We start from the raw sequence: 12,538 nt of genomic DNA, 5'->3' as shown, positions 1-12,538 counted from the left end.
ACGATAGCCCCCGTCCATCCCCCTACCTTATTTTGTTTGTGGTCGATTAGTATGAAAGTCATGCTCTTGGTGATGGATGAACAGCGTGTGATCCTTGATCGCCTCTATGAGGTGGCACGGGAGAATTGCGACGACTGCGTCATCTATCGCTTGAGTAAACAGCAGCAGATGAATCTCGGCCCATTCCTGGCGTCGGTTAATTACCAGGACTTCGATCGGGTAGTGATTTTCTCGCGGGTCAAGCGTCTGGTCCGGCAGTTGAGCGTATTGAAGTGCATTCCGGGTCTGATCTTCCTCGAGCATGATGCTTATCAGAACTATATGCGCGAAAGTAAATACAGAAGCGTCTACTCACGTTTGTATCGTCGGTTGCCAAGTTGTCGTGCGTTGGTATCGGGTGCTGTAGTTGCCCGCCGGATGCAGGCCGAGGACATCGATGCGGTGTTCGTATCCAAGGGTTATGACGAACAGATGCTGCACAACACGGGCAGCGTTCGCGATATTCCCGTCGGGTTCCTCGGAAGTCTCAAGAGCACCGAATATGCCCAGCGTAAAACCTTGCTCGAGTCTCTGGCCAGGCGTACTGGCATGCTCGTGACGCGTACCGCATCGGGTCGCGAGTACCTGGAAACCCTCAATCGCATCAAGATCTTCGTCAGCGCCGACCTGGGCATGGGGGAGTTCATGATCAAGAACTTCGAGGCCATGGCCTGCGGGTGTGTGCTATTGGCCTGGAGCCAGGGTGAAGAGGATAAGTTGCTCGGTTTCGAGGACATGGAGAACGTGGTGTTCTACCATTCCGAGGGCGAAGCGGTGCAGAAGCTGGAGTTGCTGCAGCGTGAGCCGGAACTGGCGGCGCGGATCGCCAGCAAGGGCCAGGCCTTCGCCGAAAGCCGCTATTCATTCGCTCGCGTCGGGCAGGATCTGGCTGCAGAAATCCAGCGAGAGATGCGCCCTTGGCAGCCGCCCTCGGCGCTCATCCGCTGGTGGGTCAAGCTTCGCTATGGTATGCGGGTGCCGGGGTAGACGACATGGACAAGCGCGCTGCTCAATCCGGCGAGATGGCCCTTGACCGGCTGCCTGGTGGCGATCAGTCGGTATTCGACGCGATCCCTCAGGCATTGAAGGATTGCCTGGGCAAAGCATCACGAGTGCTGCTGGTGGCGAACAATCCGGCGATCACGGCGGCGGACTTCCAGGCGCTCGGTATCGGTAGTGACGATGTAGTCGTGACGTTCAACACCTGCCTGAACTCGGCGCTGCTCAACCGACAGAGCGTCAATGTGTTGGTGCATGGTTTCAACGCCCCCGATGCGTATTTCTTTGGTCTGCCGTACAAGCCCGAAGTGCAGCAATTATTCGAGCTGGCCGTGGCGCGCTGCTTCACGATGTTGGTGGGGTGCACGGCGCCCATGTCGCCGCTGCCGGGTGTCACCCTATATCGCGAGCGCATTCCGCTGCCTCCGTTGTGGAACTACCCGGTCGACAGGCCTGGCGGCAAGCGCTATGTCGGTCCTTCGACAGGCTTCAATGCGCTAGTGGTCTTTGATTGGTTGCGTGGGCATGCAGGCTATACCTATCAGTTGATGACCCTGGGTTTCTCCAACGAAGCAGGAAAACTCTGGGGCGGACACGCCTGGGATTATGAGCGGCAATGGCTGCTGGAAGCTGACGTGACGGTCGTGCCGTTGCAACGTAGCCGTTGGTGGCATCGGTGGTTCCGCCGTCGCTGAGTTCGGCGGGTCACGTCGAACCAGCTGATGCGCCGCTGCGGGCATTTTCTTCTTTATGGTCGGGACAGAACGCGTGTTGAAAGTTGCGGTGGCATTTTTTGGTATCCCGAGAAACTCGGCGATTTGCTTTCCCTCCATCCGGGAGAACGTCCTGGGGCAGATCCCCGCGGGAAGCGAAGTGCAGTGTTTCTACCACCTGTACAAAATCGATGAAGTGCACAACCCGCGTTCTGGCGAGCGGGGCGAGCTAAGTACCGACAATTATGCGCCGTTCAGCACCATGACCGGCCAGCTCCATTCCACCGAGGGGGTTCTGGAGCGTTGGGACTTCGAACGGGTCAAGGCCCTGGGCGACACCTGGGCAGACGAGTACGCTTCGCTCAGGAACCTGATCTATCAGCTCAACTCCCTGCACACCGTGACGGAAATGATGGAGTCGTTCGATCCGGATTTTGTCGTGTTCGTACGTCCCGACAATTTTTACCACACGGCGCTTCCGGCTTACGTGTTCGATCATTCTGTTGCCCGCAGGGCGAATGCCTATATCCCCGATTGGCAATGGTGGGGCGGTTTGAATGATCGTTTTTCGATCTGTGGGCGTGATGCCTACCGTGCCTACGGCAAGCGTATCGAGCACATTTTCGATTTTTGCCAGGCAACAGGCAGGAAGCTGCATTCCGAACGACTGCTCAAATATGCCCTGCAGCAGTCAGGGGTCAAGGTTTGCACCCTGCCAACCACCGCGTCACGAGTGCGAATCGACGGCGCCTTCGCCGAGGAATCGTTCTCGCCCAAGCGGGGCATGGGCAAGCGTGAAAATCGCTATTTCCATCTACTTGCCCGCTGGCGTACCTATATCGATAAACGACGTTCGGCGTGACGCTATTTTTGCAGCGTCCCGCGAACCATGCGCATGAGGCCCAGGGCCTTCTTGCGTAGTTTGGTCAGACCCTGGCGATGGGGAGGAGGGGAGGTCAGACCTTGCTGCGCGGTCCAGTCCTTCCAGCGGATGCGCTCTTCGCGAACCACCCAGCCTTCCTGGCTGGCGAAGCTTTCGGCCAGATGCAGGCCGCGTGTGCCGGCCGGAACCAGTTGATCGCGTTTGAGTGTGTAGAGCTCACCCGTTGGCTTGCCGTCTTCAAGGGGCATCAGGTAAAGGTCCGGCCGCTTGCGGTCCAGGCGCGCCACCAGTTGGTCGCCCTCCAGGCGTTCATCGACGTGAAACAGACTCAGTGACTTGGCTTCCTTGGGCACTTCCAGGCGCAAATCGTAGATCAGTTGCAGTGACGCCGTTGGCAGGTGCACATAAGCCCTTGGCCGCTCAATCAATTGCAGATTGGCGCTGCGTACCGGACGGGCCGAGCCCGACAGCGGTGTCAGCCGAAACGGCAATGCCTCGCGATAGTGCAAGGCCGTGGCATAGGGCGCTGGCAGCCAAGTGTCGTTGAATCGCCCGCCGAGCCAGCCTTCAGGGGTTTCCAGCAGGCATTCTTCGGCAATTTCACTGATGGCGGTGAGTAACGGCAGGTTCAGTTCGTGGGCCGGGACATAACCGGATATCAGCTTGAGCACCACGTCGCCGCGATCCTGCCGACGCTGGCGCACCAACACCCAATAGTCGCGGTTCTGCCACTGCAGGGTCAGGCGCACCGAGACCCCCAGGTTCGCCAGCTCCAGGGAAAAACGTTCGGCATCGGCCACCGTCACGGGGCGGCGGCGTTGCAAGGTCTGGGCGAAGTTCAGCGGCATCCCGACGCTCTGGTAAGTCAGGCCTTCGGGGGTCGCTTCGACGAACAGCGGCAGGGTCTTGAAGTTGCTCGGGTTCTTCCTGATGAGCGTGCGCGGCATATCGGCTCCTGCTAAAAACCGCGTGAAGCGGCGTCAGTTTTTACGTAGGACCTTGGCTACGGTCGCGACGTTATGGGCGAGGTGCAGCGGATTGATGGTGCCGACAATAGCACTGGCGATCCCTGGGTGCTCAAACAACAGCTCGAAGCTGGCCTGGACTGGGTCCACGCCTGGGCTCAGGCAGGCGTGACCACTGGCGAGGGCTTTCTTCACCAGGATGGCTTTGCCGTGCTCGGTAGCGTAGTCAATGACAGCGGTTTCGCTTCGTTCGTTCAGATTGTAGGTAACCATGGCGCAATCGCCCTGCTCGAGGGCCTTCAGGCCACCCTCGACTGTTTTGCCGGAGAAACCGAAGCCACCGATCTTGCCCTCGCGCTTGAGCGCCGCCAGGGTCGGGTAGACCTCGCTGCCGTTGAGTATCGCCAGGTCATTGCCGTCGGAGTGCACCAGTACCAGGTCGATATAGTCGGTCTCCAGGCGCTTGAGGCTGCGCTCCACTGAGAAACGGGTGTGGGCGGCACTGAAGTCGTGGCGCGACTGCCCGTCACTGAACTCTTCGCCGACCTTGCTGACAATCACCCAGTCCTGGCGCTGACCGCGCAACAGCGGGCCAAGGCGTTCTTCGCTGCGGCCATAAGCCGGCGCGGTGTCGATGAGGTTGATGCCCAGGTCACGCGCCAGCTTGAGTAGCATGCGTGCTTCGTCGTCATCGGGAATGCGGAAACCGCTGGGGTACTTGACCCCCTGGTCGCGACCAAGCTTGACGGTGCCCAGGCCCAGGGGAGAAACCTTCGGGCCGTGGGTGCCCAGGGAGCGATAGAAATCGTGCAGGGTCGGCTGGCTCATGGCAGCAACTGCTCCCACGCCGGCACGCCCATGGGCGGTTTCGGCAGGTCCAGTAGCGGGGCCGGGTGGCTGGGGGTGATACCGCTTTGTTGCAGTGCGGCAATCACCCGGTCGGAAAAGTCCGGGGCCAGGGCCAGCTTGGTCGGCCAGCCTACCAACAGGCGATCCTGCTCGGCGAGGAAAGCGTTGTCCGGGCGGGTCAGACCCGATTGCAGGGGTTCGGCGCGATCGACCCGCAAGGTGGCCCATTGTGCGGTGGTGAGGTCGACCCAGGGCAGCAATTGTCCGAGTTCCTTTTGCGCGGTGGCGATCTGCGCGGCGGGTTCGCGGGCCACGCCATCGGCTTCGGCGATGTCGCCGCCCAGGTACCAGACCCATTGGCCATCGGCGGCCGGGTGAGTGGTGACGGTGATGCGCGGCTTCGGCCCGCCCCCCAGGCAATGGGCATACAGCGGCTTGAGGCTCGGTCCCTTGACCAGCACCATGTGCAAGGGCCGACGCTGCATGGCCGGCTGGTCCAGGCCCAAGGCAGCGAGCAGGTCGGCGGTACCGGCCCCGGCACTGAGGACAATGCGCTGGGCACGGATCTCGCGACCGTCCACCTTCAGACCCACCAGTTCGCCGGCTTCGCGCAGCGGTTCGATGTGCTGGCCGGCGAGCAGGCTGTCGCCGGCCAGTTCCGCCAGGCGTTCGATCAGGCTGGGGACATCCACCACCAGTTCGGCCAGGCGATAGACCTTGCCTTTGAAACGCTTGTCCTGCAGGGCCGGTGGCAGTTGCTCACCCTTGACCTGATCGACCCGCCCGCGCACGGCCTTGCTGGCGAAAAAGCTGGTGAGATTGCCGGCCAGGGTGCCAGGAGACCACAGGTAATGGGCTTCGGACAGCAGGCGCACGCCGGACAGGTCCAGCTCGCCGTCGCCACCGAGCGCTTCACGCCAACGGCGCGGCATGTCAGCGATGGCTTCCGAGGCGCCGGTCAGGGCACCATGCAGCGCATATTTGGCGCCGCCATGGATGATGCCCTGGGATTTGACGCTCTGCCCACCGCCGAGGCTGGCACTTTCCACCAGCACGGTCGAATAGCCCAGGCGACGCAGGCGTGCATTCAGCCAGAGGCCGGCGACTCCTGCGCCGACAATCAGCACGTCGGTGGAAATTACGGATGGCATGCAGCGACCTCAGTGTTCAAGACGAAGGCGCAGTATACAGACTCGATGAACTGAGTTTGGCCACCCATTCAGGGGCAGCCGCCAAAACTGTGGCGAGGGAGATCCCCTGTGGCGAGGGGATTCATCCCCGCTGGGCTGCGCAGCAGCCCCAAGACCTGATAGCGCGGTGTGCCAGGTAGTTTGAAGGGGGGCGCTGCGCACCCCAGCGGGGCGGTGCGACGTTTCGCTAAATCCCCTCGCCACAATCGTATTTCATGCAGAGGTGTTTCGTGTTTCTTAGTGACCAGCAGTCTTGGAGAACAGCTGGATCACCACAACCCCCAGCACAATCAGCGCCATCCCCAGCATTGCCGGCACGTCGAGCTTCTGCCCGTAGATGAACAGCGCCGCGACGCTGACCATGACGATGCCCATCCCGGCCCAGACCGCATACGCCACGCCTACCGGGACGCTGCGCACCACCAGGGTCAACATCCAGAAAGCGATGCCGTAGCCCGCGATCACCAGTATCAGGGGCAGGGGTGTGCTCAAGCCTTTCACCGCTTTCATCGAAACGGTGGCAATCACTTCGGCGCAGATGGCGATAGCGAGGTAGTAGTAAGCGTTCATGGGCGTAACCTCTTTGACTGTTGCGTCTTTCGATGTCGCCATTCTAGTGCGCGGCTAGATGCGGTAAAGTCATTACCTATCTGTTAATGAGATAGGTTGGGTCATGAACGTTGAGTGGAATCTTGAGCAATTGCGACTGTTCGTGGGCGTCGCCGAACAGCGTTCGTTCTCCGCCGTGGCCCGGGATCAACGCAAGGCCCAATCGGCCGTCAGCAGCGCGATTGCCTTGCTGGAGGCGGATTTAGGCGTCAGCCTGTTCGAGCGCAGCAGCGGCCGTCAGCCGAAGCTCACGGATGCCGGCGAGGCATTGCTGGAGGAAGCGCGGGAGGTGTTGCGCCAGTGTGAGCGCCTCAATGGCCGGGCCCTGGCCTTGATGCGCGGGCAGGAGGCGTCGCTGCGCCTGGCTCAGGACGAGGCCATGCCCTATCAACCGGTCATCGACAGCCTGGCGGCGTTGGCCGAGCAATTCCCCACCCTTGAGGTGCAACTGGCCAGTGCCGCCCAGGGCGATGTGGCGCGCAAACTGGTGGAGCGTCGCGCTGACCTGGGCTTGTTGTTCTACCACGACCAGATCCCCGAAGCGCTGGAGCGCCGAGTGTTGGGCAGCGTCGAGATGGTCACGGTGTGTAGCAAAGGGCATCCGTTGGCCAACCACGACTACGTGTCCTGTCGGGAAATGGCCCGGCACCGGCAGTTGCTGATGGCGACCCAGTCCAGTGTCTATCCCGGCAGCGAGCAGGCCAGCCCGCAGGTCTGGCGTGCCGACAGCTTTTACGTCCTGGCCGAATGGCTGAGAAGTGGCCTGGGCTGGGCCTGGCTGCCGCGGCATGTGGTGCAATATCCGGCGTACCTGGGCGACATGGTCGAACTCAACAGCGAATGGACCCCGCCGGCCCTGGTGGTGGAGCTGGTCTGGCGTCGCGACGAACCCTTGGGCCCGGCTGCGCGCTGGCTGGCGGAACGTTTTGCCGTGCAGTTGCAGGCGATCGGCTGAAAAACCGATAAACTCCGCCGCCATGAACAGAACTCTCTATAGCGCATTGTTTTACCTGGGGCTGCCATTGGTGGCGATTCGGCTGTGGTTGCGGGCGCGCAAGGCGCCGGCGTATGCCCGGCGCATCGGCGAGCGGTTTTCCTGGGGCCTGCCGGTCATGGCCCAGGGAGGCATCTGGGTCCATGCGGTGTCGGTGGGCGAAAGCATCGCTGCCGCGCCGATGATTCGCGCCCTGTTGCAGCGTTATCCACAGTTGCCGATCACGGTGACCTGCATGACGCCCACCGGCTCGGAGCGGATCCAGGCGTTATTCGCCAATGAGCCGCGTATTCAGCATTGTTATTTGCCCTACGACTTGCCGTGCGCTGCCAGTCGTTTTCTTGATCGGGTGCGACCGACGCTGGCGGTGATCATGGAAACCGAGCTGTGGCCCAACCACATCCATCAATGCGCCAAGCGCGGTATTCCCGTGGCCTTGGCGAATGCGCGTTTGTCGGAGCGTTCGGCCCGGGGCTATGCCCGTTTCCCCAAACTCACCCGGCCGATGCTGGCCGAGATGAGCCTGTTTGCCGTCCAGACCGAAGCCGAGGCCGAACGTTTCCGCCAGTTGGGCGCCCGGGCCGAGACCGTCGAGGTCACCGGTTCCATCAAGTACGACCTGACCATCGACCCGCAACTGCTCGAACGCGCCAGTGCCCTGCGCAGCCAATGGCAGGCGACAGATCGCCCGGTCTGGATCGCTGCGAGCACCCATGAGGGCGAAGACGAGGTGGTGCTGGCCGCGCACCGTCGGCTACTCGACAGTTACCCTGATGCGTTGCTGATCCTGGTGCCGCGTCATCCCGAGCGTTTCGACACGGTGCACCGGTTGTGTGAAAGCGAAGGCTTTGCCACGGTCCGGCGTTCCAGCGCGCAGCCCGTTACCGCGCAAGTCTCGGTGTTGCTGGGCGACACCATGGGCGAGCTGCTGTTCCTCTACGCGTTGGCCGATAGCGCGTTCGTGGGCGGCAGCCTGGTGCCCAACGGCGGCCACAATCTGCTGGAGCCGGCGGCGCTGTCGAAGCCGGTGCTCAGTGGGCCGCACCTGTTCAACTTCCTCGAAATCGCCGCGCAACTGCGCAGCGCCGGGGCGTTGCAGGAAGTCGAAGATGCCGAGAGCCTGGCCTGGGCGATACAACGCCTGTTCGAACTGCCCCGGGATGCGCAGCGCATGGCCGAGGCGGGGTTGAAGGTGATGCGCACCAATCAGGGCGCGTTGCAGCGGTTGCTGGAGGGGTTGGGGCGGTTGATCTCCGAACGGTGATCATTGCTCTTGTGGCGAGGAGATTTATCTGTGGCGAGGGGATTTAGCGAAACGTCGCACCGCCCCGCTGGGGTGCGAAGCGCCCCCCCTTCAAACTACCTCACACACCGCGCTGGCAGGTTTTGGGGCTGCTGCGCAGCCCAGCGGGGATAAATCCCCTCGCCACAAGGGTTACTGTTGCTTACTGCGCCGGCCGCGAACGCAATTGCTGCTCCGCCGCCTGCGCCAGGTCTGGCGGCAGGAAGTCCCTGTCCGGGTTGTAGTCGGGCTTGAGGTAGCGTGACAGGTCCTGCAGGTCGGCGGGGCTGAGGGTGCCGGCGGCCTGCTTGAGGCGCAGGTTGTCGAGGATGTAGTCGTAGCGGGCGTTGTTGTAGTTGCGCACCGAGGTGTACAGCTGGCGCTGGGCATCCAGCACATCGACGATGTTGCGAGTCCCCACCTGATAACCGATCTCCGTGGCCTCTACCGCGCTCTGGTTGGAGATGATCGACTGGCGCCGGGCCTGGACCTGTTCCACGTCGGTATTCACCGCGCGGTGCAGGTTGCGGGTGTTCTCCACCACCTGCCGGCGCAGGCCTTCGCGCTGCTGCTCGGTCTGGGTGAGTTGCGAGTAGGACTCGCGCACCTGGGAGCTGGTCAGCCCGCCACTGTAGATCGGGATACTCAACTGCAGGCCGATGGTGCGCTGCTCGGCATCGCCACCGTAACGCTGGCCGGTCGGGCTCGGGTTGGTAAAGCCGAGGCCGTCGTTGTCGCCTTTCTTGTACTGGGCTATCGCGTCGAGCGTGGGTGCATGACCGGCTTTGCGTTGACGCAAGGTGTCTTCGGCGGCGTCGACGGCGTAGTTGCTGGCCAGCAGGTTGAGGTTCTGCTTGGCCGCGGTGTCGACCCAGGCCTTGGCATCATTCGGCACCGGCGGCAGGATCGGCAGCGTGTGGACGATGCCCTGGATCGAGTTGTACTGGCGGTTGGTCAGGGTGATCAATGCTTCGAACGCATCCTCGACCTGGCGCTGGGCAAGGATCCGGTTGGCGCGGGCAGTGTCGTAGCTGGCCTGGGATTGCAGCACGTCGGTCTTGTCCGACAGGCCCACGTCGAAGCGCTCGTTGGACTGGTCGAGTTGACGTTTGAAAGCCGCCTCCTCGGCCTTGGTCGAGGCCAGGTTGTCCTGGCTGCGCAGTACGTTGAAATAGCTCTCGGCGCTCTGCAGGATCATGTTCTGCTCGGTGGCCGACAGTTGCAGCGACGCTTGTTCGTTGACGGATTTTGCCGCCTGCAACTGGAACCAGCGGTCGGCCCGGAAAATGGGCTGGGACAACGTGGCCTGGTAAACCGTGGCGCTGCGGGTGGCGGTCAGCGCCGGTTGGTCGAGCTCGGTACGGGTGTTGTTCAGGTCGGCACCGGCCGACAGGTTGGGCAACAACCCGGCACGGGCCTGGGGCACCACTTCTTTCTGGGCACCGTACTGGGCGCGGGCAGCGGCCAGATCGGCGTTGTTATCCACCGCTTCCTGGTACACGCTCACCAGATCGGTCCGGGTGGATAAGGGCGCTTCGGCAGCCCAGGCCATTCCATTGGACGCACAAGACACGGCAAGGGCCAGTGAGAGTTTGCGCAGCATGAGGCGATCCCTACTTCTCAAATGATTGCGCACAAGAGGCGCGGCGTAGCGAGTGTAGTTGCGCACGGGCACGGCAACAATCCTGTATATGCGCCATTCATCACGCCTTTTGCTGCGGTGATGGCGTTCTGCGGTGGTTGTGTCTAGACTGGCCGGGTTCTTGTCGGGGTGCCTTGCTATGAGGCTGAGATCGAATAATTTCGGATCCCGTTGAACCTGATCAGGTTAAGGCCTGCGTAGGGAACAAGATTTCTCGTCACCCGGCGAGTCCTCTTGTGCTTCGTCCGGGATGTTGTTCGACCCTCGAACACACTCGTGCATCAAGCACAGCGTCCGCACTGTCGTGCAGGATTGCGTCCATTCGCTACAGGTTCGCTCCGACAAAAATCCACTGCCTGGATGTGTGTCTGGAGAACCCGTGATGACGACAAAATCAAAAAACGCGATCAACCTCAGTGATTCGGCCCAGGTCGATCAGCAATCGGTTCAGCCTTTTACCCGCTCGCAAAAAATCTATGTCCAGGGCAGCCGCCCGGATATCCGCGTGCCGATGCGCGAAATCAGCCTCGACGTGACGCCGACCGACTTCGGCGGCGAAATCAACGCGCCGGTGACGGTGTATGACACCTCGGGCCCGTACACTGACCCGAACGTGATCATCGATGTGCGCAAAGGCCTGGCCGACGTGCGTTCGCCCTGGATCGAGGCCCGTGGCGACACCGAGCGCCTGGCCGGCCTGAGCTCCAACTTCGGCCAGGAGCGCCTGGCCGACCCGGAGCTGACCAAGCTGCGCTTCGCCCACGTGAACAATCCACGTCGCGCCAAGCCCGGTGCCAACGTCAGCCAGATGCACTACGCGCGCAAAGGCATCATCACCGCCGAGATGGAATACGTCGCCATCCGCGAAAACATGAAGCTGGAAGTGGCCCGCGCCGCTGGCCTGCTGGACCAGCAACACGCCGGCCACAGCTTCGGCGCCAGCGTACCGAAGATCATCACGCCGGAATTCGTCCGTGACGAAATCGCCCGGGGCCGCGCGATCATCCCGGCCAACATCAACCACACCGAACTGGAACCGATGATCATCGGCCGTAACTTCCTGGTGAAGATCAACGGCAACATCGGCAACAGCGCGCTGGGTTCGTCCATCGAAGAAGAAGTGGCGAAGCTGACCTGGGGCATTCGTTGGGGTTCGGACACGGTGATGGACCTGTCCACCGGCAAGCACATCCACGAAACCCGCGAGTGGATCATCCGCAACTCGCCAGTGCCCATCGGCACCGTGCCGATCTACCAGGCCCTGGAAAAAGTCGGCGGCGTGGCCGAAGACCTCACCTGGGAGTTGTTCCGCGACACGCTGATCGAACAGGCCGAGCAGGGCGTCGACTACTTCACCATCCACGCTGGCGTGCTGCTGCGCTATGTACCGATGACCGCCAAGCGCGTCACCGGCATCGTCAGCCGTGGCGGTTCGATCATGGCCAAGTGGTGCCTGGCGCACCACAAGGAAAACTTCCTCTACACCCATTTCGAAGACATCTGCGAAATCATGAAGGCCTACGACGTCAGCTTCTCGCTGGGCGATGGCCTGCGTCCGGGCTCGATTGCCGACGCCAACGACGAAGCGCAGTTCGGTGAGCTGGAAACCCTCGGCGAGCTGACCAAGATCGCCTGGAAGCACGACGTGCAATGCATGATCGAAGGCCCGGGCCACGTGCCGATGCAACTGATCAAGGAGAACATGGACAAGCAGCTGGAGTGCTGCGACGAGGCGCCGTTCTACACCCTCGGTCCGCTGACCACCGACATTGCGCCGGGCTACGACCACATCACCTCCGGTATCGGTGCGGCGATGATCGGCTGGTTCGGCTGCGCCATGCTTTGCTACGTGACCCCGAAAGAACACCTGGGGTTGCCGAACAAGGATGACGTGAAGACCGGGATCATCACCTACAAGATCGCCGCCCACGCGGCCGACCTTGCCAAAGGCCATCCAGGTGCGCAGATCCGCGATAACGCCCTGAGCAAGGCGCGCTTCGAGTTCCGCTGGGAAGACCAGTTCAACCTCGGCCTGGACCCGGACACCGCTCGCTCGTACCACGACGAAACCCTGCCGAAGGACTCGGCCAAGGTCGCGCATTTCTGCTCGATGTGCGGGCCGAAGTTCTGCTCGATGAAGATTACCCAGGAAGTCCGCGAGTACGCGGCCAACCAGCGCATCGAGGCGGTGGATGTGGACGTCGCCCAAGGGATGGCGGAGCAGGCTGAGCGGTTCAAGCAGGAAGGCAGTCAGCTTTACAAGAAAGTGTGATCCGAGCTGATGGCGGCGGTGTTTTCACCGCCGCCATCGCGAGCAGGCTCGCTCCCACAGTGGATCGCGGTGTGCACAAATCCTGTGCCTGCCGCCGGCCC

The 12,538-nt window shown here is 62.0% G+C and carries 11 protein-coding genes and 1 riboswitch; of the genes, 6 read left to right on the top strand and 5 right to left on the bottom strand.

The annotated features are described in order from the left end of the window. Positions 1-51 precede the first annotated feature (51 nt). From FGE05_RS17305 to FGE05_RS17295, 3 genes are all read left to right on the top strand, one after another. Positions 52-1,026 carry a glycosyltransferase gene (locus tag FGE05_RS17305; RefSeq protein WP_139646818.1) on the top strand — a complete coding sequence of 325 codons (975 nt, stop codon included), beginning with the start codon at positions 52-54 and terminating at the stop codon, positions 1,024-1,026. 5 nt (positions 1,027-1,031) lie between these two features. Next, positions 1,032-1,733, top strand: coding sequence for a hypothetical protein (locus tag FGE05_RS17300; RefSeq protein ID WP_139646816.1), 702 nt, complete (start codon positions 1,032-1,034; stop codon positions 1,731-1,733). Between the two features lie 73 nt (positions 1,734-1,806). Further along, a complete protein-coding gene (locus tag FGE05_RS17295) occupies positions 1,807-2,613 on the top strand; it encodes a hypothetical protein (protein ID WP_139646814.1) in 807 nt (268 codons plus the stop codon). Between the two features lie 2 nt (positions 2,614-2,615). On the opposite strand, the gene FGE05_RS17290 is transcribed toward FGE05_RS17295, so the two are convergent. The 4 genes from FGE05_RS17290 to FGE05_RS17275 all read right to left on the bottom strand — a co-directional run bounded on the left by FGE05_RS17290 (position 2,616) and on the right by FGE05_RS17275 (position 6,208). After that, the gene (locus tag FGE05_RS17290; RefSeq protein ID WP_139646812.1) at positions 2,616-3,581 is read right to left on the bottom strand and encodes a metal ABC transporter ATPase; all 966 of its coding nucleotides are present in this window, start codon (positions 3,579-3,581) and stop codon (positions 2,616-2,618) included. A gap of 33 nt (positions 3,582-3,614) precedes the next feature. Then, a complete protein-coding gene (locus tag FGE05_RS17285) occupies positions 3,615-4,427 on the bottom strand; it encodes an aldo/keto reductase (protein WP_139646810.1) in 813 nt (270 codons plus the stop codon). Then, complete coding sequence (locus FGE05_RS17280; protein WP_139646808.1) at positions 4,424-5,599, bottom strand: FAD-binding oxidoreductase; 1,176 nt, start codon at positions 5,597-5,599, stop codon at positions 4,424-4,426. The genes FGE05_RS17285 and FGE05_RS17280 overlap by 4 nt, the downstream gene beginning before the upstream one ends. Positions 5,600-5,875: 276 nt before the next feature. Next, complete coding sequence (locus FGE05_RS17275; protein ID WP_139646806.1) at positions 5,876-6,208, bottom strand: multidrug efflux SMR transporter; 333 nt, start codon at positions 6,206-6,208, stop codon at positions 5,876-5,878. A 103-nt stretch (positions 6,209-6,311) separates the two neighbouring features. Between FGE05_RS17275 and FGE05_RS17270 the strand changes: the two genes are divergently transcribed. After that, positions 6,312-7,202 carry a LysR family transcriptional regulator gene (locus tag FGE05_RS17270; RefSeq protein WP_139646804.1) on the top strand — a complete coding sequence of 297 codons (891 nt, stop codon included), beginning with the start codon at positions 6,312-6,314 and terminating at the stop codon, positions 7,200-7,202. Positions 7,203-7,224: 22 nt separating this feature from the next. Beyond that, positions 7,225-8,505 (top strand): lipid IV(A) 3-deoxy-D-manno-octulosonic acid transferase, encoded by a 1,281-nt coding sequence (gene waaA, locus FGE05_RS17265; RefSeq protein ID WP_139646802.1) that lies wholly within the window; start codon positions 7,225-7,227, stop codon positions 8,503-8,505. A 181-nt stretch (positions 8,506-8,686) separates the two neighbouring features. Here waaA and FGE05_RS17260 read toward each other — a convergent pair whose 3' ends face one another. Then, on the bottom strand, positions 8,687-10,126 hold the full coding sequence (locus FGE05_RS17260; RefSeq protein ID WP_139646800.1) for a TolC family outer membrane protein: 1,440 nt from the start codon (positions 10,124-10,126) through the stop codon (positions 8,687-8,689). A gap of 154 nt (positions 10,127-10,280) precedes the next feature. Beyond that, a riboswitch (TPP riboswitch) is annotated at positions 10,281-10,386 on the top strand. Positions 10,387-10,547: 161 nt separating this feature from the next. Between FGE05_RS17260 and thiC the strand changes: the two genes are divergently transcribed. Beyond that, a complete protein-coding gene (gene thiC, locus FGE05_RS17255) occupies positions 10,548-12,437 on the top strand; it encodes a phosphomethylpyrimidine synthase ThiC (protein ID WP_024781424.1) in 1,890 nt (629 codons plus the stop codon). The last annotated feature ends 101 nt before the right edge of the window (positions 12,438-12,538 follow it).

It is taken from the genome of Pseudomonas sp. ICMP22404, from assembly GCF_006227205.1.
Taxonomy (GTDB): domain Bacteria; phylum Pseudomonadota; class Gammaproteobacteria; order Pseudomonadales; family Pseudomonadaceae; genus Aquipseudomonas.
This window is presented reverse-complemented; position numbering and strand designations above follow the sequence as displayed.

Excerpts from the sequence above, each read along its gene's own strand:
- FGE05_RS17290 (WP_139646812.1), bottom strand. The coding sequence starts at position 3,581 with ATGCCGCGCACGCTCATCAGGAAGAACCCGAGCAACTTCAAGACCCTG.
- thiC (WP_024781424.1), top strand. The coding sequence starts at position 10,548 with ATGACGACAAAATCAAAAAACGCGATCAACCTCAGTGATTCGGCCCAG.
- FGE05_RS17260 (WP_139646800.1), bottom strand. The coding sequence starts at position 10,126 with ATGCTGCGCAAACTCTCACTGGCCCTTGCCGTGTCTTGTGCGTCCAAT.
- FGE05_RS17280 (WP_139646808.1), bottom strand. The coding sequence starts at position 5,599 with ATGCCATCCGTAATTTCCACCGACGTGCTGATTGTCGGCGCAGGAGTC.
- FGE05_RS17305 (WP_139646818.1), top strand. The coding sequence starts at position 52 with ATGAAAGTCATGCTCTTGGTGATGGATGAACAGCGTGTGATCCTTGAT.
- FGE05_RS17270 (WP_139646804.1), top strand. The coding sequence starts at position 6,312 with ATGAACGTTGAGTGGAATCTTGAGCAATTGCGACTGTTCGTGGGCGTC.
- FGE05_RS17285 (WP_139646810.1), bottom strand. The coding sequence starts at position 4,427 with ATGAGCCAGCCGACCCTGCACGATTTCTATCGCTCCCTGGGCACCCAC.
- FGE05_RS17275 (WP_139646806.1), bottom strand. The coding sequence starts at position 6,208 with ATGAACGCTTACTACTACCTCGCTATCGCCATCTGCGCCGAAGTGATT.
- waaA (WP_139646802.1), top strand. The coding sequence starts at position 7,225 with ATGAACAGAACTCTCTATAGCGCATTGTTTTACCTGGGGCTGCCATTG.
- FGE05_RS17300 (WP_139646816.1), top strand. The coding sequence starts at position 1,032 with ATGGACAAGCGCGCTGCTCAATCCGGCGAGATGGCCCTTGACCGGCTG.